17 protein-coding genes are annotated in these 18,402 nt (G+C 72.0%); 2 read left to right on the top strand and 15 right to left on the bottom strand.

What is annotated here, in order from left to right:
* Nucleotides 1-32: 32 nt before the first annotated feature.
* From AB0B50_RS21335 to AB0B50_RS21280, 12 genes are all read right to left on the bottom strand, one after another.
* On the bottom strand, nt 33-1,367 hold the full coding sequence (locus tag AB0B50_RS21335) for a nickel-dependent hydrogenase large subunit (protein ID WP_362333879.1): 1,335 nt from the start codon (nt 1,365-1,367) through the stop codon (nt 33-35).
* Entirely contained in the window at nt 1,364-2,119 is a 756-nt protein-coding gene (locus AB0B50_RS21330) for an oxidoreductase (RefSeq protein WP_362333877.1), read from the bottom strand. Before AB0B50_RS21330 ends, AB0B50_RS21335 begins: the two co-directional genes overlap by 4 nt.
* A gap of 1 nt (nt 2,120) precedes the next feature.
* Nucleotides 2,121-2,927: an FAD/NAD(P)-binding protein gene (locus AB0B50_RS21325; protein WP_362333874.1), complete on the bottom strand. Its 807-nt coding sequence runs from the start codon at nt 2,925-2,927 to the stop codon at nt 2,121-2,123.
* On the bottom strand, nt 2,924-3,388 hold the full coding sequence (locus tag AB0B50_RS21320) for a cyclic nucleotide-binding domain-containing protein (protein WP_362333871.1): 465 nt from the start codon (nt 3,386-3,388) through the stop codon (nt 2,924-2,926). Before AB0B50_RS21320 ends, AB0B50_RS21325 begins: the two co-directional genes overlap by 4 nt.
* Nucleotides 3,385-4,533: a 4Fe-4S dicluster domain-containing protein gene (locus AB0B50_RS21315; RefSeq protein ID WP_362333869.1), complete on the bottom strand. Its 1,149-nt coding sequence runs from the start codon at nt 4,531-4,533 to the stop codon at nt 3,385-3,387. The genes AB0B50_RS21320 and AB0B50_RS21315 overlap by 4 nt, the downstream gene beginning before the upstream one ends.
* Before the next feature lie 26 nt (nt 4,534-4,559).
* The gene (locus tag AB0B50_RS21310; protein WP_362333866.1) at nt 4,560-5,153 is read right to left on the bottom strand and encodes a hypothetical protein; all 594 of its coding nucleotides are present in this window, start codon (nt 5,151-5,153) and stop codon (nt 4,560-4,562) included.
* A gap of 4 nt (nt 5,154-5,157) precedes the next feature.
* A complete protein-coding gene (locus tag AB0B50_RS21305) occupies nt 5,158-5,679 on the bottom strand; it encodes a flavodoxin domain-containing protein (RefSeq protein WP_362333863.1) in 522 nt (173 codons plus the stop codon).
* Between the two features lie 16 nt (nt 5,680-5,695).
* A complete protein-coding gene (locus AB0B50_RS21300; protein WP_362333860.1) occupies nt 5,696-6,421 on the bottom strand; it encodes a CBS domain-containing protein in 726 nt (241 codons plus the stop codon).
* A gap of 12 nt (nt 6,422-6,433) precedes the next feature.
* The gene (locus AB0B50_RS21295; RefSeq protein ID WP_362333857.1) at nt 6,434-9,127 is read right to left on the bottom strand and encodes a GNAT family N-acetyltransferase; all 2,694 of its coding nucleotides are present in this window, start codon (nt 9,125-9,127) and stop codon (nt 6,434-6,436) included.
* Between the two features lie 96 nt (nt 9,128-9,223).
* Nucleotides 9,224-9,493: a HypC/HybG/HupF family hydrogenase formation chaperone gene (locus AB0B50_RS21290; protein ID WP_362333855.1), complete on the bottom strand. Its 270-nt coding sequence runs from the start codon at nt 9,491-9,493 to the stop codon at nt 9,224-9,226.
* Nucleotides 9,494-9,498: 5 nt separating this feature from the next.
* On the bottom strand, nt 9,499-11,793 hold the full coding sequence (gene hypF, locus AB0B50_RS21285; protein ID WP_362333852.1) for a carbamoyltransferase HypF: 2,295 nt from the start codon (nt 11,791-11,793) through the stop codon (nt 9,499-9,501).
* An 11-nt stretch (nt 11,794-11,804) separates the two neighbouring features.
* Nucleotides 11,805-12,305: a hydrogenase maturation protease gene (locus tag AB0B50_RS21280; protein WP_362333849.1), complete on the bottom strand. Its 501-nt coding sequence runs from the start codon at nt 12,303-12,305 to the stop codon at nt 11,805-11,807.
* Nucleotides 12,306-12,475: 170 nt separating this feature from the next.
* Between AB0B50_RS21280 and AB0B50_RS21275 the strand changes: the two genes are divergently transcribed.
* Both AB0B50_RS21275 and AB0B50_RS21270 read left to right on the top strand, forming a co-directional pair.
* Complete coding sequence (locus AB0B50_RS21275; RefSeq protein ID WP_362333846.1) at nt 12,476-13,339, top strand: universal stress protein; 864 nt, start codon at nt 12,476-12,478, stop codon at nt 13,337-13,339.
* Between the two features lie 36 nt (nt 13,340-13,375).
* Nucleotides 13,376-14,281 carry a universal stress protein gene (locus tag AB0B50_RS21270; RefSeq protein ID WP_362333843.1) on the top strand — a complete coding sequence of 302 codons (906 nt, stop codon included), beginning with the start codon at nt 13,376-13,378 and terminating at the stop codon, nt 14,279-14,281.
* Between the two features lie 158 nt (nt 14,282-14,439).
* On the opposite strand, the gene AB0B50_RS21265 is transcribed toward AB0B50_RS21270, so the two are convergent.
* The 3 genes from AB0B50_RS21265 to AB0B50_RS21255 all read right to left on the bottom strand — a co-directional run bounded on the left by AB0B50_RS21265 (nt 14,440) and on the right by AB0B50_RS21255 (nt 18,399).
* Entirely contained in the window at nt 14,440-14,865 is a 426-nt protein-coding gene (locus AB0B50_RS21265) for an Hsp20/alpha crystallin family protein (RefSeq protein ID WP_362333840.1), read from the bottom strand.
* 252 nt (nt 14,866-15,117) lie between these two features.
* A complete protein-coding gene (locus AB0B50_RS21260; protein ID WP_362333837.1) occupies nt 15,118-16,521 on the bottom strand; it encodes a M20/M25/M40 family metallo-hydrolase in 1,404 nt (467 codons plus the stop codon).
* 126 nt (nt 16,522-16,647) lie between these two features.
* Nucleotides 16,648-18,399, bottom strand: coding sequence for a glycoside hydrolase family 18 protein (locus tag AB0B50_RS21255; protein ID WP_362333835.1), 1,752 nt, complete (start codon nt 18,397-18,399; stop codon nt 16,648-16,650).
* Nucleotides 18,400-18,402 lie beyond the last annotated feature (3 nt).

Raw genomic sequence — 18,402 nt, 5'->3', positions numbered from 1 at the left:
GTCCTCCCGGGAGGTCAGTTGCGTCGGCCGCGTCAGCTGCGGTCGATGGTCAGGTCGAGGAAGTGTGTGGAACAGGAGATGCACGGGTCGTGGTTGCGGATCGTGCGCTCGCACAGGAGCGTCAACTCCTGGTCCCCCAGCCCTTGTCCGGTGATGGCCGCCTGGGCGGTGCGCCGCAGGTCGTCCTCGATCGCGCCCTGGTTCTGTGCGGTCGGCGGGACCAGGCGTGCGTCGGCGACCGTGCCGTCGGCGTCCAGGAGGTAGCGGTGGTACAGGAGTCCGCGCGGGGCCTCCGTCGCGCCGTGACCGGTGCCCGCGGCGGCCGGGACGTCCGTGTACGGGCGGCGCGGCGGTTCGTACGTGTCGATGATCCGCAGCGCTTCGTCGACCGCGTACACGACCTCGACGGCCCGGACCAGGATCGAGCGGAAGGGATTGCGGCAGATCGCCCCCGCGTACGGATCGCCGAGCCCGGCCTCGCGGGCGGCCTCCACCGCCGCGGGCGACAGCCACCGGCCGCTGATCGCGAACCGGGCCAGCGAACCGGTCAGATGTCGGCGCCCGTCGAGGGTGGCGTGCAGGGCGGTGGAGTGCGGCAGGTGCTCCTCACGGACCCGGTCCAGGAAGGTGTGCAGCGGGAACATGCCCGGCGTCTCCCCGTTGGCGCGCAGCACGGCCGGGGTGCCGCTCTCGATGGCGTACGTTCCAGGAGCCGCCAGCGCGAACAGGTCGGCCTCGGTCTCGGCGTCGGGGAAGTCGAAGCCCGACACCCACAGGACGGTCTGCCAGGCGTCCTCCTGGGCGCGTCTCAACTGTGCCGCCAGAGGCTTCAGTTCACGCACGGTCGGGGTCCGGTGGAAGCCACCGACACGGACGTTGACCGGGTGGATGGCGCGGCCGCCGAGGAGTTCGAGGATCGCGTTGCCCGCCTGCTTCAGGCGCAGGCCCCGTTCGACGTGTCCCCGGGCGGTGCGGGCCAGTTCGACGGCGCCGTCGCAGCCAAGGAAGTCGGGGGCGTGCAGGAGGTAGATGTGCAGGGTCTGGCTCTCGATCCACTCACCGCAGTACAGCAGCCGCCGCAGCTCACGCAGGGCCGGATCGACGGTGATCCCGCAGGCGTCCTCGATCGCCGCGCAGGCACTCATCTGGTAGGCGACCGGACAGATTCCGCACACCCTGGCGGTGATGTCGGGCGGCTCGGTGTACCCCCTCCCCTGGAGGAAGGCCTCGAAGAACCGCGGTGGCTCGTAGATCTGCAGCCGAGCCTCGGTGACCGTCCCCTCGCGCACGCTCAGGTGCAGGGCGCCCTCGCCCTCGACCCGGGAGAGCGAGCCGACGTGCAGGACACGGCTGCCGCGATGCGTCATCGGCGTAACTCCTCTTCGAACGCGGCGACGTTGAAGGTGTGCAGGAAGCGTTCGGTGTCACGGTCGTCCATGCCGTCGCGGTGCAGCACCGGGATGAGGGCGGGGAGGTTCACCGACCCCGAGGGGCCGAAGCAGCCGTAACAGCCTCGTCCGTAGGCCGGGCAGATCGCCCCGCAGCCGGCGTGGGTGACCGGGCCGAGGCAGGGGGTTCCGTGGGCGACGGTGACGCAGACGGTGCCGCGCCGCTTGCACTCGAAGCACACGCTGTTGTTCGGGATGTCCGGCTTGCGGCCCGCCAGATAGGCGGTGATGACCTCGAGGAGCTGGCGGCGGTCGATGGGGCAGCCGCGCAGTTCGAAGTCGACGTCGACGTGGGCGGAGACGGGGGTGGAGGTGGCGAGCGTGTCGATGTAGTCGGGGCGTGCGTACACGGTGCGGGTGAAGTCCTCGACGTCGGCGAAGTTCCGCAGCGCCTGGATGCCGCCGGCCGTCGCGCAGGCCCCGATGGTCACCAGATGGCGGGCGGCCGCCCGGATCCCGTGGACGCGTTCGGCGTCGGCGGGGGTGGTGACGGAGCCCTCGACGAGCGCGAGGTCGTACGGTCCTGGCCGGACCGCGCTGGACGCCTCCAGGAAGTGGGCGATCTCCACCTGCCCCGCAAGGCCCAGGAGTTCGTCCTCGCAGTCGAGCAGGGTGAGCTGGCAGCCGTCGCAGGAGGCGAGCTTGAACACGGCGAGCGTCGGGGGGCCCATCTCACAACTCCCTCACGTAGAGGAGCGGTTCGGCGCGGTCCCAGGTGACGACGGGGCCGTCCCTGCACAGCAGCAGCGGTCCGAGCTGGCAGTGGCCGCAGTGTCCGGTCGCGCAGCGCATGTTGCGCTCCAGGGAGACCCGGATGCGGTCGGCGGGCACGCCGCGGTGGAGCAGGTCGCGGGCGGTCGCCCGGATCATCGGCTCGGGGCCGCAGACGAACGCGGTGGACTCGCTGGGAGCGAACCGCGCCCGGTCGAGCAGCTTGGTGACGACGCCGATCTGGCCCGCCCAACGGCTGTCGGGCCGGTCGACGGTCACTCCCGTGTACGCGGTCTTCCACTGCCGGGTCTCGATCTTCGCCATCAGATCCGCCGGGGTGCGGGCACCCACCAGGATGTTCAGGCGCCCGTACGGTTTCGGGTCGGCCTCCGCGTCCCGGACGAGGGGACGCAGAGGAGCCAGCCCGATGCCTCCGGCGACGACCACGAGGTCCTGGCCGATGGCCTTCTCCAGTTCCCAGCCCGTGCCGTACGGACCCCGCAGACCGAGGACGTCGCCGACCTCGGCGGCGTACAGCCCCTCGGAGACCGCACCGACGCTGCGTACCGTGTGCGCCAGGCCTCCGGTGGTGGGGATGGCGCTGACCGAGAGCGGGATCTCGCCCCGCCCGAACGCCCAGACCATCGCGAACTGCCCCGGCACGAAGGCGGGCAGCGGCTCCCCGACCGGCTCCAGGCGGAGCGTGGCCGTGTCCGGCGTCTCCGCCCAGCGGGCGACGACCCGGTACGGCACCGGCGTGGCCGTCATCCCCGCACACCGCTTCCGCTGCCGTAGGGGGCGTACAGGTCGAGGAGGCGGGTCCTTGCCGATTGCAGACGGTGGGCGAGTACCCGGCCGACCCACTGGCCGACCGCCGCACCGAGCGCCTGGTCGTCCTCGCACATCACGCGGACCGCGAGGGCGTCGAACTCGTGGGCGCGCACCGGGCTCTGCGCCACGGCGCCGAGCTGCCAGACGTACGGCGGGAACAGCCAGGACCAGCCGACCAGTTCGCCGTGGCCGAGCGTCTCGATCGCGGGCGAGCGGCGGCCGGGGACGTGCATGTCGAGGATGACCGATCCGGTGCGGATGATCCAGAACCGGTCGGCGTGCCCGCCCTCTTCGAAGATCCTCGTTCCGGCGGGGAAGGACACCTCGCGCGCGATCCGCATGAGTCGTTCGCGGTGTGCCGCGGGCAGGGCGCTGATCATGGTCGTGGTGCTGCTCATCGTTCCCTCTCCTTCTTCCTCGCCTCGGCTTCCGCCTGGAGGGCTTCGGCCTCTTCGGTGATGTCGATGCCGACGGGGCACCAGACGATGCAGCGCCCGCAGCCCACGCAGCCGGAGCTGTCGAACTGGTCGTGCCAGGTGCCGAGTTTGTGGGTGAGCCACTGCCGGTAGCGGCTGCGGCCGGAGGAGCGCACCGGCCCGCCGTGGACGTAGGAGAAGTCCAGGTCGAAGCAGGAGTCCCAGCGCTGCCAGCGCTCCGCGTGGTCGCCGGTGAGGTCGGTGACCTCCTCGGTGGTGGTACAGAAGCAGGTCGGGCAGACCATCGTGCAGTTGCCGCACGTCAGGCAGCGCGATGCCACGTCGTCCCAGCGTGCGGCCTCAAGGCTCGCCCCCATCAGTTGCTGCAGGCTCACGGGTGGCATGGATCGGCCCATCTTGTCGACGGCCGCGGCGACCGCGGTGACGGCCGCGTCCCGTGTGGTGGTGTCGGCCTCTTGGCACGGCACTTTGGCCAGCAGCTCCGCCCCCGCTCGACTGCCGACGCGTACGAAGAACCGGTGACCGTCGTCGTCGACGACCTCGGTGAGAGCGAGGTCGAAGCCCGCGTCCGCGCCGGGACCGCCGCCCATGGAGACGCAGAAGCACGTGGCTCCCGGCTCGGTGCACTCAGCGGCTATGAGGAATGCCCCCCTCCGTCGTTCCTCATAGCCGCCGTCCTTGAAAGCACCGCCGGTGAGCACCCGGTCCTGGATCGCGATGGCCCGCAGATCGCACGGCCGTACCCCGAGGAACGCGTACGAGGGGCGCTCGGCGGGCCCGCCGCTGATGACCGGCAGCCCGTCGGGGCCGCGGTCCGCGCTCCACAGTTTCTCGCGCTGCGGGTGCAGGAAGTTCTTCCACGACTGCGGACCGGCGGAGTGGGCGAAGGCCGCCCCGTCCTCACGGCGTCGCAGACGGTAGTGGCCTGCCTCCAGCTCCACGCCCCACCCGTACGGGAGTTGGTCGGCCGAATCGAGCTCGGCCAGGACGATGGCGCCGTCACGCGCAGTGGGCCCGACGACCGTGCGGCCGTCGGCCACCAGGGCCGTGACGAGAGCGCCCAGTCCGTCCCGGTCGAGGACTGCCGTGAACCCTGTGGTCGTCATTCCATCCGCCCTTCCACATCCCCTGGTCAGGGTCGACTGCCGGTCCACTGCGGTCCCGCTCGGGCCCATGCCCGCTCCCACTCGGCCATCCGCCGGCGGTGCGTCACGACCCGCACGGTCACCCAGGCGCCTCCGATGAGCGCCCAGCCCACGAAGGTCGCGGCTGCGCCCACGGTGATCGCTGTGCTCCACTGGAGGTCGTCGGGCATCGGGGCGGTGGTGACCCTGCCGCGGGCGTCGAGCCAGACGTCGGTCCGGCTGCCCGCCTCGGCGCCCGCGGCGACCCTGGCAACGGCCGTGTGCACGGTGCCGCCCCGATCGGTCCATCGCACGTTGACCGGGTGGCGCGGACGGGAACCGACGGTGTCGGCCGCCGGAGCGCTCTTCATGAGCGTGGCCCGCACGACGTGGCCGACACCCCGTTGCCTCTCGGCCTGCGCATGCGCGGTGTCGTACGCGAAGGCCCCGGCCAACGCCCCGACCGACGGCGCGACGAACACCACCGCGGCCCCCAGCAGCAGTCCCGTCCACGCTTCGACGACATCGCTGCGGCGACGCAGCGGACTCCTGCGCCATCGCCACCCCGCGGCCCGGAAACGAGGCTGTGTCGGGGCGTTCATCACGTCAGTACCCCTCCGGCCGCGCTGCCGCGTCGCCCTGCAGCGCGGCGCCGACGTGCTGCGCCCAGGCGGAGATCTGCTCGAAGTCGCGGAAGTCGCCGCCCTTCCCGGACTTGATGATCATGCGGGCGATGCGGCCTTTCGCGCCCTCGGTCAGGCAGCCGCCGAAGGTGACGTGGCCCCTGGCATCGAGCCGGACGAGGGCCCGCCGCGCGGCGGGCACCGGCGGGATGTCCCGCTCAGCCGCCGACGCGTCGAGCGGACCGCTGCTGAACAGCCACACCGGCCGCCCGTCCGGCAAGCGGGCACTGCGCCTGACGAACCGGCGGGCGTCCTTGTGCCAGCGGCCCGCGTAGATCGGGCTGCCGAGGATCACGGCGTCGTACGCCTGCACATCACGGACTTCGGACACCGGGAGCAACTGCGGCTCCAGGCCCTCCTTGCGCAGGACCTCCGTGATGACGCGGGCGATCTCGGCCGTGGACCCGTTGCGCGTCGCATAGGCGACCAGCACCTTGACGGTCATGGCGATCTGTCCCTTCTCAGAGCTTGCGCAGCCAGTCGTCGGCGACACCCCGCAGGGCCTGGTCGGTCGGCTGGAAGTGGGCGTCGTCCACGCGGCAGGTGAGCTTGTCGACGACGGCGACGACTCCGTCGATCTCGCGCGTCATGTGCAGCGCGATGGGGATCTCGCTGCGGCGCTCCAACTGGCCGTCCAGGGTCACCACACCGTCCTGCACGTCGATCCTGACCGTCTGGGGCGCCAGCCACAGGGTGCGCACCAGGACCTGTTCGATCACCTCGCGCCGGATCGCCTCGTCGGCGCGCAGGAACACCTGGAGCAGGTCGCGTCGGGTGACGATGCCGACCAGGCGGTCCTCGTCGTCGACGACCGGCAGCCGCTCCACTTTCCGCTGGGCCATGCAACGGGCGCCCTCGGCGATGGTGTCGTCGGCGTGCGCGCAGACGGGCGGGGCGGACATCAGCTGTCCCGCCGTCCGAGCCGTGGCCTTGGCCCGGTCCTTGCGTGCGGCGCTGCTCATCCGGGGCAGCCTGATGCGGCGCGGGTGCGGGTCGGGGTTCTGTGCCTCGCGCACCAGCAGGTCCGTCTCGGAGATCACGCCGATCACCTTGTCGTCGGCGTCGATCACGGGCAGCCCGCTGATGCGGTGCTCGGCGAGGCGCCTGGCCACGTCTTTGAAGGGTGTGCCGTACTGGGCGCTGACGACCTCGTCGGTCATCACGGAACCGATCTTGCTGTGCTTCATCTCGTCTCCTCCTCAGCGCAGTCGGCGCAGGTACGGGTCGTGAGCGGCCCGGCGCTGCAGCCGTACGCGGACGTCGAGTGCCGTGATGCCGCCCGGCCTCGCCAGGACGGGGTTGAGGTCGGCCTCGGCGAGGTGCGGCAGGTCGCAGGCCATGCGGGACAGCCGGTGCAGCAGTTGCTCCAGGCCTTCGAGGTCTACGGGGCCGCTTCCCCCGTGCCCGAAGAGCAGCGGGGCGCAGCGCGGCGCGGTGATCAGGTCGTGTACGTCGAGGTCGGTGAGCGGGGCAAGGCGGGCGGCGTGGTCGGCGAGGAGTTCGGTGGCCGTACCGCCGAGCCCGAACAGCACCAGCGGGCCGAACACCTCGTCCTGGACGACGCCTGCGAACAGTTCGGTGCCTCGCTCGGCCAGTGGCTGGACCACCGCTCCGGTGAGCAGCCCGGCGAAGCGGGTCTCGAAGTCCCGGAAGGCGGCCCGTACTTGGCTGTCCCCCTGCAGGTCGAGGTGGATGGCGCGCTGCTCGCTCTTGTGCAGCAGGCCCGGCCAGTGGGCCTTCATCACCACCCGGCCGTCCGGGCCGCGCAACCGCTCGGCGGCGGTGACCGCCTCGTCCTCGGTCTCGGCCCAGGCCCAGGGCAGTTGGGGAATGCCGTAGCAGGCCAGGAGTTCGGCACAGGTGCGTGGGTCGAGCCAGCCGCCTTCGGGATGCCCGGCGAGCCAGGTCTCGGCGACGGCGTGGGCGTGTCGCGTCTCCACCCCGGTGAGGTCGGGGACAGTGCCGGGCGGGCGGGCCAGCCACTCGGCGCGGCGGACCGCGTGGGACAAGGCGCGTGCGGCTGCTGCCGGATCGGCGTAGGAGGGGACGGATTCCCCTCCCTTGACCGGCAGCAGCCGCACGGGCAGCGCCTGCTCGAGACAGACCGCGGCGACCGTTCGGGAGCGACGGCCGGGAGCGTGGGCAAGGGCCCGGACGAGATCGTCGCCGGTCGCCGCGGCGACCGCGGTGGGGACGAGCACCACCAGCACAGCGTCGATTGCGCTGTGCCGCACGAGCCGGTCCACACAGTTCTTGAGCTGCTGTTCGGTGACGACAGCGGTGGCGTCGACCGGGTTGCCGATCGCGGCGCCCTCGGGCAGGTCGACGCGCAGTGCGTCGATGAGATCGGCCGGAAGCGGCGGCAGGGTGAGCCCGGCCTCGGCGCACGCGTCCGCCGTGAGGACCCCCACCCCGCCCGCGTTGGTGACGACGGCGACCCGGCGTCCGGCAGGTGCGGGCTGGGAGTGCAACAGGGCGGCGGCTTCGAGGAGTTCACCGATGGTACGCGTGGCGGTGATGCCGGCCTGGCTGAACAGGGCCTGCCGGGTCATGGTCCGGGTGGCGGACGCGGCGGTGTGCGACGCGGCGGCTCGCCGCCCGGCTTCGGTGCGGCCCGCGTCGACGGTCAGGAGGGGCATGCGCCGGCTCACGCGCCGCGCGGTGCGCGAGAACGCCCGGGGGTTCCCGAAGGACTCCAGGTGCAGCAGGGCCAGGTCCGTGACGCCGTCGCGCTCCCACCACTGAAGCAGGTCATTGCCGCTGACGTCGTACTTGTCGCCGAGCGAGACGAAGCTGGAGATGCCGAGCCCCAAACGGGAGAGGCCGTCGAGCAGCGCGATGCCCACTCCCCCGGACTGCACGGCGACACCGGCGGTGCCGCGGCGGGGGTGCCGGGCGCCGAAGGTCGAGTCCAGTTTCAGCGCCTTGTCCGTATTGGCGAGACCGAGGCAGTTGGGCCCCACCAGACGCATCCCGTACGCCCTGCAGGTGCCCAGCAGGGCAGCTGCTTGTCCGGCGTCGAGGCCGGCCGTGACGACCACCAGGGCGTGCACGCCCGCCTTGCCGCACTCCTCGGCAGTGGCGGGCAGGGCCGGTGCGGGCACCGCGAGGACCACCAGGTCGGGAACCAGGGGCAGCGCGGCGATCGACGGGTAGGCGGGCACGCTCATCAGCGACGACACACTCGGGTTGACGGCGAACAGGCGTCGGGGAAAGCCTCCGGTGCGCAGGTTGCGCAGGACGGCGCGGCCGACGGAACCGGCCTTGCGGCCCGCTCCGACCACGGCGATCGAGCGGGGCCGCAGCAGTGGCTCCAGGCTGGCCACGTCGGCCGCGCCGCCGCGCGCCTCGACCGCGGTCAAGTACGTCTCGTCCTGGGCCAGTTGGATGACGCAGCGCACTTCGGGTCCGTCGAAGCGACGGGCGGTGCGCAGTCCGAGGTCGGCGAAGACCTTCAGGACCTCGTGATTCTCGGCGAGCGCGTCGGCCGTGAAGGCGGTGACGCCGTCGGCGCGGGCGGCCGAGACCAGGTGTTCGAGAAGCAGGGTGCCGATCCCCCGGTGGTGCAGGCCCTCGGCGACGGCGAGCGAGATCTCGGCGGTGCCGGACTCTTCCGTCCGCTCGTACTCGGCCACGCCGATGATCTGCCCCTTGGTCTCGGCGAGCAGCGTGCGATGTCCGGGGCGGGGAGTGGCGCAGGCCCGGTCGACCGCCTGTGCGGCGGAGCGGCGGCTCGCCGCGAAGAACCGCAGCCGGAGGCTCTCGGGCGACATCTCCTCGTAGAGGCGCTGGAGTCGGACGTGATCGTCGGGAACGACCGCACGGATGCAGGTGGTCGTCCCGTCGGCGAGCAAGGCGTGGACCGGAGGTCGGCTGTGCTCGTCGTGCGTCATCTCGAGCCTCCTGTCGGCGGGTTGACACTTCGAGCATCGTTCGAGGCGCGGGGGACGCCCAGGGGCTGGGCGGGTGCGGCCAAGGGCCGATCGGCCCTATGCGGACGAGCCGGGCAGCGGCTCGCCGAGTTCGGCCTCCACCGCTGCGGCCATCGCCCGCAGCACGTCCAGGGTCCGCACGGCCTCTGCTTCGTCGACCTCGGTGATGGCGAAGCCGACGTGCACGATGACGTACGTACCGACCCTGGCCCCGGGTGTGTAGGCGAGGCACGCTTCACGGCGTACGCCGCCGAAGTCGACGGTGGCCATACGGAGACCGGCGTCGTTCCTGGTCTCCAGGATCCGGCCGGGAATGCCCAGGCACATGGTGCTCACTCCTCGGCGAGCCGGGCGGCGGCGACCGCGGCCTGTCCGTAGCTGATGCCGCCGTCACCGACCGGCACGGCGCGGGAGACCAGGACCCGCAGTCCTTGTGCGCGCAGCCGGAGGCTGGTTTCGGTGAGCAGGCGGCGGTTGAGGAAGCAGCCGCCGGCGAGACAGACGGTGCGCGGGGCTCCGTCCTGGACGGCGTGCGTCACCAGTTCGGCGGTCACGATGGCCAGGGTCAGGTGGAACGCCGCGGCCAGCACGGGCACGCTCTCCCCGCTGTGCCGCCGCTCCAGAAGATCGATGAGCGTCGGGCCGGGGTCGTACACCCACAGCCCGTCCACCCGCACCAGACGGTGGTCGAGGGGCAGTGCACTCTGCGTACCGGCCGCGGCCTCCAGTGCTGCGGCCGCCTCGCCCTCGTAGCTCGCCGAGTGGGCGAGGCCGAGCAGGCTCGACACGGCGTCGAAGAGCCGTCCGGCGCTCGACGCGCGCGGGGAGTTGATGCCCCGGGCGACCATGGCTCGTACGACCGCGGCTTCGCCCGGTTCGAGACGGTCGGTGAAGGGCTTCGTCAGCCAGGGGTAGGGGCGGGGGCCTCCCAGCAGCTCCGTTCCGTGCAGGTAGCCGAGGGCCATCCGGTAGGGGTGGCGGATCGCGGCCTCACCGCCGGGCAGCGGTGCGGTCGCGAAGCGACCCACCCGTCGATAGCCGGTCAGATCGGTGACGAGGATCTCTCCTCCCCAGAGCGTTCCGTCGTCGCCGAGCCCGAGTCCGTCATAGGCGACCCCGATGAAAGGGGTGCGCAATCCGTGCTCGGTCGCGCATGCCGCCAGGTGGGCGTGGTGGTGCTGGACGGGGATGCGCGGCATCGGCTGGGCCCGTGCCCATTGGGTGGAGAGATAGCCGGGATGCAGATCGTGCGCGACGGCGCGCGGTGTGACCCCCGTGAGCCGCACGAGATCGTCGTACGCGCGGGTGAAGGCCTCCATCGCCGTCACATCCGCCAGGTCTCCGCCGTGCGGGGAGAGGTGGGCGCGCTCTCCGTCCGCGAGGGTGAACGTGTGCTTGAGATGGGCGCCCACGGCCACCAGGGGCACGGGGGCGGCGACCCCGAGCGGAAGCGGAGCCGGTGCCAGGCCTCGTGCCCTGCGGACCGTGAGGACGGTGCGGTCCACGACCTGTACGACCGAGTCGTCGTAGCGGGCCCGGATCGGCCGGTCGTGGGTGAGGAAGCCGTCCGCGACCGTGGCCAGTGCGCGACGCGCCTCGGCGTCACCGGTGGCGATCGGTTCGTCGGCGAGGTTGCCGCTGGTGACGACGAGGGGGCGCGCCGACTCGCTCAGCAGGAGGTGGTGCAGCCCGGTGGTGGGCAGGAACAGACCGACCCTGAGCATGCCCGGATGAACCGCGGGCGCCAGGCCGCCTCCCCGTGCGGCGAGCAGCACCACCGGTCGCGCCGCGGATTCCAGGAGGTCCTGCTCGATCTGCGACACCCGCGCCAACTGCCGTGCGACGCACAGGTCCTGGACCATGACGGCGAAGGGCTTCGCCGGGCGGCGCTTGCGCGATCGCAACGCCATGACCGCCGCCTGGTCGGTGGCGTCGCACACCAGCTGATAGCCGCCGATGCCCTTCACCGCGACGATGCCACCGCTCTCCACGGCCTTGACCGCTGCGCACAGCGCGGCTTCCCCCCTGAGGTCACTCCAGGAGAGCTGTGGCCCGCAGAGCGGGCATGCCAGGGGTTCGGCGTGGAATCGCCGGTCGGCGGGGTCGCCGTACTCCGCGGCGCAGGCCTCGCAGAGCGGGAAGCGGCGCATCGTGGTGCGGATCCGGTCGTACGGGAGGTCTTCGATGACCGTGGCACGCGGACCGCAGTCGGTGCAGTTGATGAACGGGTAGCGGAACCGGCGGTCGCTCGGGTCCACGAGCTCGCTCAGGCACGCCGCGCAGATCGCGGCATCAGGCGGAACCTCGCGCGGCCCTCCTGGCGCGGTCCGGCCGGCCGCACTGCGCCGGATGGCGAAGCCCGAGTGCGGCGCGGGGAGTTGCTCGTGCACGGCGGTCACCCGCACCTGCCGCACCCGGGCCAGTGCGGGTGCTCCGGTGCGCAGCCGCGCGGTGAACTCCCGGACGGCGTAGGGGGATCCCGCGACCTCGCCCCGCACGTGGCCATCGGTGTTGGCGGCCCAGCCGTCCAGGCCGAGGCCGGTCGCCAGCCGGTGCACGAAGGGACGGAAGCCCACTCCCTGCACGGTGCCGAACACCTCGAAACGCAGTGCGCCACGGTCCTGCACGGCCACTCCTCTCAACGGCGCGCGGCGGCATCGCGGTGCCGCACGATCTCGTCCTCGATGTCTTCGACGAGCGGTTGCACCACGGCCTCGACACGCGCCGACAGGCCGGCGCCCAGTGCGGTGTCGGCGCCCTCCACCGCGTACACGACCAGCCGGTCGGGCAATCTGCCGAGCACGCGGGCGAGTTCGACGGCCTCGCCGAGCCCGAGCCCGTGCGAGCTGGTCGTCCGCGCCCGCTCCAGCGCACCGGCGTCGAGCGACAGGCGGTGCACGTGCCCGGGGCGGGCGGGGTGGGCGTGCGCGGCGTCCACGACCACCGCGAGATCCGCCCGCTCCCACAGACCGATCAGGCGGGCGGGATCGCCGTCGCAGGTGGCCAACACCGTCCCCGTGGGCGGAGGCCGCTCTGCGGCCCGCTCGCGGAGTCGGGCGATGACCGCCCACCCCACTCCGTCGTCACGCCGGAACGCGTTCCCGACGCCGATCACCGCGATACGCGTACGGATGGGCATCGCGCCCCCTTCCGCCGGGCCGTGCTGCCACTGTGCGCGGGCGGCGGAGCCCGCACCAAGGGGCCGAAGGGCCTTTACAGGGGCCGGTTCGCCCCTCCCCCATCCGCCCGCCGGGTGGAACCGTCCGAAGCAGAGCCCCTGCCGGGGGTGCGCCGGAAGGCGGTGGCACCGTGGACAAGCCCCTGATCGTCGGAGTCGACGGCTCGAATCCGAGCCTGCGCGCGCTGGACTGGGCGGTGAGCGAGGCGGCAGCTCACGGCCTGCCGCTGCACGTTGTCCATGCATCGAGGTGGGAGCGGTACGAGGGGCACGAACCCTCCTTCGGCCTCAACCGGCCGTCCGGTCAGGTCCTTTCGGATCACATCGCGGCCTCGGCGGTCGAGCGTGCGCTGCGCCGCACCGTCTCGGTGAAGGTGACCGGCGAAGTGCTCTCCGAGGACCCGGCCCTCGCACTCGTGCGGCTCGGTTCGGAGGCCGGTGCGGTCGTGGTCGGCAACCGGGGGCGCGGCGAACTCGCCGAACTGCTCCTCGGTTCCGTCGGTCTGTCCGTCGCCGCGCACGCCACGTCGCCCGTGATCGTCGTACGCGGCCATGAGAACAACGTGTACGGCGAACTGCGCGCCATCGTCCTCGGCGTGGATGACCCCCAAGAGGCTGTCCCGACCGCGCATTTCGCCTTCCGCGAGGCGCGCACGCACAGCGCCTCCGTGACCGTGGTCCATGCCTGGCGCTGCCCGGCCCGTGAGGTCCCCGACTTCCCCGCGAGGATCCACGACGACCACCAGCGGCGCGCCGAGGCTCTGGTCGAGGAGGCGGTGCGGGAGGCCATGGCCGCCCATCCCGACGTCACGGTGCGGCGCGGAGTCGTCGAGGGGCACGCGCGCACCGCGCTCCTCGACGCCTCTCGTACGGCCGACCTCCTGGTGGTCGGGGCCCGCCGCAGGCAGGGCCGCATCGGCATGCAACTCGGACCCGTCAACCACGCGGTGCTGCACCACGCCGCGTGCCCGGTTGCTGTTGTCCCGCACGCCTGACCACTGATCCCCCACCGCACCGCGGAGGTGCGCACCATGACCCCACAACAGACCGTCACCGCCGGGATCGACGGCTCACCCGAGAGCCTGGCCGCCGCCGACTGGGCGGCCCGCGAGGCCCTGCGCCGCGATCTGCCCCTGCATCTCGTCCACGCCTTCGACCAGCCCGCGGAGCGAAGCCGTCTGCCGGAGATCGAAGTCCCGTTCCACCGGGAGAGCGGTGCGCTGGACCGCGCCGTCCTTCAGCTCTCCGGCGCGCACCCCGACCTGGGAATCCTGGACGAACAGGTCACCGGACCGCCGGTGCGGGCGCTGCTGGAGGCGACCGGCTCCTCGGCCCTGCTGGTGCTCGGCTCGCAGGGCTTCGGCGCTCTCGAGGGCGCTCTGGTCGGCTCGGTGGCTCTGGCCGTTGCGGCCCGGTGCTCCTGCCCGGTCGTCCTGGTGCGGGCGGAGAAGCATGGCAAGGGCAAGGGCAAGGGCAAGGGCAAGGGCAAGGGCAACGGCAAGGACGAGAAGGGCGAGCGTGAAGACTCGGTGACCGGCCCGCCCCGTCCGGTCGTGCTCGGCCTCGACCTGCACCGTCCCTGCGATGAGCTGCTGGAGTTCGCCTTCCGCACGGCAGCCCTCCACCGCACGTCACTCCAGGTCGTGCACACCTGGACAGTGCCCCTTGTCCCCAGCGCCGACGCCACCGAACCAGCGGACGCGAAGTCCCGCCTGCTCACGGCCGCGCTCACTCCCTGGAGGAACAAGTTCCCGGGTACGCAGGTCACCGAGCGGCTCGTGCGCGGCATGGCCGGCCACCATCTGGTCAAAGCCGCGGCGGGGGCCGACCTGCTCGTCATCGGCCGCCGCGACCCCGCCGAGGATCGCCTGGGAGCGACGGCCCACTCGGTGATCCACCACGCCAAGTGCCCGGTCGCCGTCATTGCGCACAGCTGACGGTTGCGCACAGCTGACGGCTCCGGGGACGATCAGGGCCGGACCGGAGGTGACCGGTGCCCCGGGAGGTGAGGCAGCCGCGTACGGGGGGGGCGGCAGCGCCCGCACGACCGGGCCGACTCGGTCGTGCGGGCGAGTGCGACCTCCGCGGAGCCCGTTCAGGAGTGCCGCACCGGGATGGTCCTGGTGGCCGGCTTCCCCTGCGGCACCGGGACCGTGATCGTCAGAACGCCGTCCTCGTACTCCGCGGCCGCCCGGTCGCCGTGCGCTCCGGCGGGCAGCCGGACGGCACGGGCGAAGGTGCCGTAACGGAACTCCGTGTGCCGCTCTCCCACGGGTTCGCCACTGCGCTCGGCGCACAGCGTGAGAACGCCTTCCGTCACCGTGATGTCGACGTCCTTCGCGGGGTCGATGCCGGGAAGTTCGGCACGCAACGTGTACGTCCCGTCCGTGAAGGTCTCCTCGATCCGGATGCCATGGACTCCGGGGGCCGGTTGCAGGCCGGGAAACCCTCCCTCGATCCATCCGAACAGGTCCGGCAGCGCCTGCGGCCAGTGCGGGAACCTGTCGATCATGCTGCTCATCTCGCCCTCCCTCGGGGCTCGTTCCCGTCCTTCTCCCTGCTTCCAGCGTCGCGCCGCCAGCTGGCACCGGCGAGTGCCGACCGGGCCGCCGTCCGTAGCCGATCGGCCCTGGATACGGACCTGAGCGTGGGTGCCGAGCGTGCGCGCTTCGACCGGCTGGGCTCGGCGCTGTCCCTGGACTCGGCGCTCCTGGTCGTCCACGGCATCAAGGAACGGTCCCGGCGCGGGTACGAGCCGCTGCCCGCCCGCGCCTCAGCGCTGCGGCGCGGGAAACGCCACGGGGCTGCGCAGGCCGGAGCGGCCGACCGCGCGGACGCCGAAGAAGACGTTGTCCTTGGACAGGTCGACGGTGTGACGGGTGGCGTCGCCGACGTCGATCACATGGGTCCAGGCGGTGTCGGTCGTCTCGCGCCACACGACTTCGTACCCGGCGAGATCGGCCTCGGTGCCGCGCTCCCACACCAGCTCGGTCTCGTTGGTCAGCGCGGCGGTGAGGATCTTCGCACCGCGCGGGGTGCCGGGGGCCTGGGCGAGGCTCCACAGGGCGGCGGCGTTGACGCGGGCGACGCGCGCGACGAAGGGGAAGTCGCAGAACTCCGGCAGGTCCCCGTACTGCTTGCCGTCCACCACACGGACGTCCTGGTGCTGGTGGGCGTAGTCCTCGGCGGGCTCGGTGAACCGGGCGGCGGGATAGGCGCGTTCGAGGAAGGGGATGTGGTCTCCGCCGCGCAGGTAGCGGTCGCGGCGGTACACGACGCGCACCCGCATCCCGGTCGCGTCGTTCGCGGCCACGTCCTCGACGAAGCGGGCGAGCTGGCGTGACGGTGAGTCGTTCTCGCCGCCCACCGAGCGTCTGACGGCGGCCTCCTCCGGCGTTTCGGACGAGGGGACGCCCTCCGCGAAGAGGCGGATCGTGCGTGGGTCTCGGGTGCCGTCGTCGGCGGTGGAGCTGCCGACGATGTCATTGGTGAACATCCCCTGGACGTCGGCCTTGCCCTGCTTGAACTGCTCTGCCATGTGCGCCGCGCCGAACAGCCCCTGTTCCTCGCCCGCGACGGCCGCGAACACGAGCGTCGCGCCGACGCGCCGGGTCGCCATGACGCGCGCGAGTTCCATGACGAGCGCGACCCCGGAGGCGTCGTCGTCGGCTCCGGGCGCGTCGCTCGTGAAGTCCATGACGTCGCTGGCACGCGAGTCGTAGTGCCCGGAGACGACGTACAGGCGGTCGGGGGACGACGAACCGCGCAGTGTGGCCACGACGTTGGTGATCCGCGTCGGAGTGGGAATGCGCGGGCCCGGTTCCTGGACGTAGGACTGGAGTTCGACGCTCATCCGCCCGCCCGAGGGCCGCGCGTGGCGCCGCAGCTCGGCGAGGATCCAGTCGCGAGCGGCGCCGATGCCGCGTACGGGATCGTCCTGCGAGGAGAGCGTGTGCCGGGTGCCGAACGCGGCGAGCCGCCGCACCGTCGCCTCGATGCGCCGGTGGTCGATCTCCCGCAGGATCGCGCGCAGTTCGCGCGGCGGTTCCTGCGCGGTGGGGCCCGCGCCGTCGCGGGCGGCGGCGGTGACCGTCTGCAGGCCGACGGCTCCGGCCGTGGTGGCGGCCGCGGCTGCGGTCAGGACGGTACGCCGGGAAGTGCCCGTCTGCTGCGACATGCACCCAATAGTCATGGACACTACAACCCACCGCAAGAGCGTGGCAGCCCCAGAACGGCCGCTGTCCGCTGTCCGCTGTCCGCTGTCCGCTGTCCGGGGCGGTCACCCGCCCCGGACACCCCTCCGCTAGGGAAGGCCGTGCACCTTCGGGCCGACGGCGTTCGACCACGTACTACCTGCCGTCGCGTCCCAGTTCGTCGACCACGTCATGGCCCCGCGCAGCGCCGGATACGTCTTCGACGGCTTGAACGAGCCGCAGCCGGTGCCTCGGGTCAGGCAGTCCAGGGCGTTGTTCACCACCGAGGGGGCCACGTACCCGCTGCCCGCGGCCCGTGTGGAGGCCGGGACACCGATCCCGACCTGCGACGGGTCAAGGCCGCCCTCCAACTGGATGCAGGCCAGCGCGGTCAGGAAGTCCACACTGCCCTGGCTGTAGACCTTGCCGTCACAGCCCAGCATCGAACCGCTGTTGTAGTACTGCATGTTGACGACGGTGAGGATGTCCTTCACGTTCAGCGCCGTCTGGAAGTAGCCGCCGGACGTGGACTGCATGTCGATGGTCTGCGGCGCCATCGTGAGCACCAGCTTCGGACCCGCCTTCGCCGACAGCTGACGCAGCGCCTTGGTCATGTAGGTGGGGTTGAGGCCGTTCTCCAGGTCGATGTCGACGCCATTGAACCCGTACTCCTGCATCAGCGCGTAGGCGCTGTTGGCGAACGCCGTCGCGGAGGCGTCACTGTTGACGGAGATGGTGCCCTTCTCGCCGCCGACCGAGAGGATCACCGACTTGCCCGCGGCCTTCTTCGCGGCGATGTCCGCCTTGAAGTCGGCGGTTGAGGCGTAGCCGACCGCCGGGTCCAGGTTGAAGGTGATCTGCCCCGGCGTGCTGGTCGCGTCGGCGAAGGAGACGGCGACGATGTCGTACTGCGAGGACACGTCCCGCAACTTCTGCACCGTCGCTCCGTTGTTGAAGTTCTGCCAGTAGCCGGTCAGCGCGTGCCTGGGCACGGTGCCGTCTCCGCCGCCATCACCCTTGGCGGTCCGTGCGGACACCGCCGTCGACTTCGCGGACTCACCCGCCGCGTTCGAGGCACTCACCCGGAAGCTGTACGTGGTGTCCGGCGTGAGGCCGGTGACGGTCGTGGAAGCACCGCTGACCTGGGCGACCTTCGCGCCGTCACGGTAGACGGTGTAGCCGGTGGCCGTGGACACCGGGGTCCAGGACAGGTCCACCGACGTGGACGTCGTCGTGCCCGCCGCGAGGCCGGTCGGCACGGCCGGTATCTCCACCGGGTCGGTGCCGCCGCCCCCGTCGGGCCCGAAGACGCTCACGTCGTCCACGTAGTACGCGCTCTGTCCGTACCAGCCGTGTGTGTACACGGTGACCGACGTGGTGTTCGCGCCGGTGGTGAAGGTGGTGGAGAGCTGCTGCCAGGACGTGTTGCCCGGCGTCCACGTCGACACGTCGGTGGTACCGGTGCCGCGGGCGCCCAGGTAGGCGTAGCTGCCCTGCACCCAACTGCTCAGCTTGTACGTCGCGTTGGGCTTCACCTTGACGATCTGGGAGCACTCGGCGGTGTCCTGGCCCGAGGGGCTGGCCTTGAGCGCCTTCGCGCCGCCGTGCACGGGCGACGTGACGGCCACGCCGCTGTTCGCACTGCAGGTCCAGTTACTCAGGTCCGCCTCGAACCCGGCGTTCTTGGCAACGTTGACGTCTGCCGCCGCGGCAGCGGCTGCCGCGGTCTCCGCTGCTGCGGCGGATGCCGGCTGCGCGGGCGCGGCGAGCGCTGTGACGGCGAGCGCGGCGGCCGCACCGACGGCGATCGCCGCGCCGAATCTCCGGCGAACACCGGGTCTGCCCTGACGTACACGGTCCACGGA

The organism is Streptomyces sp. NPDC041068 (genome assembly GCF_040647455.1).
In the GTDB taxonomy this organism is placed as follows: domain Bacteria; phylum Actinomycetota; class Actinomycetes; order Streptomycetales; family Streptomycetaceae; genus Streptomyces.
Note: the sequence above shows the minus strand (reverse complement) of the source record. Positions and strands in the feature narration are given on the sequence as shown.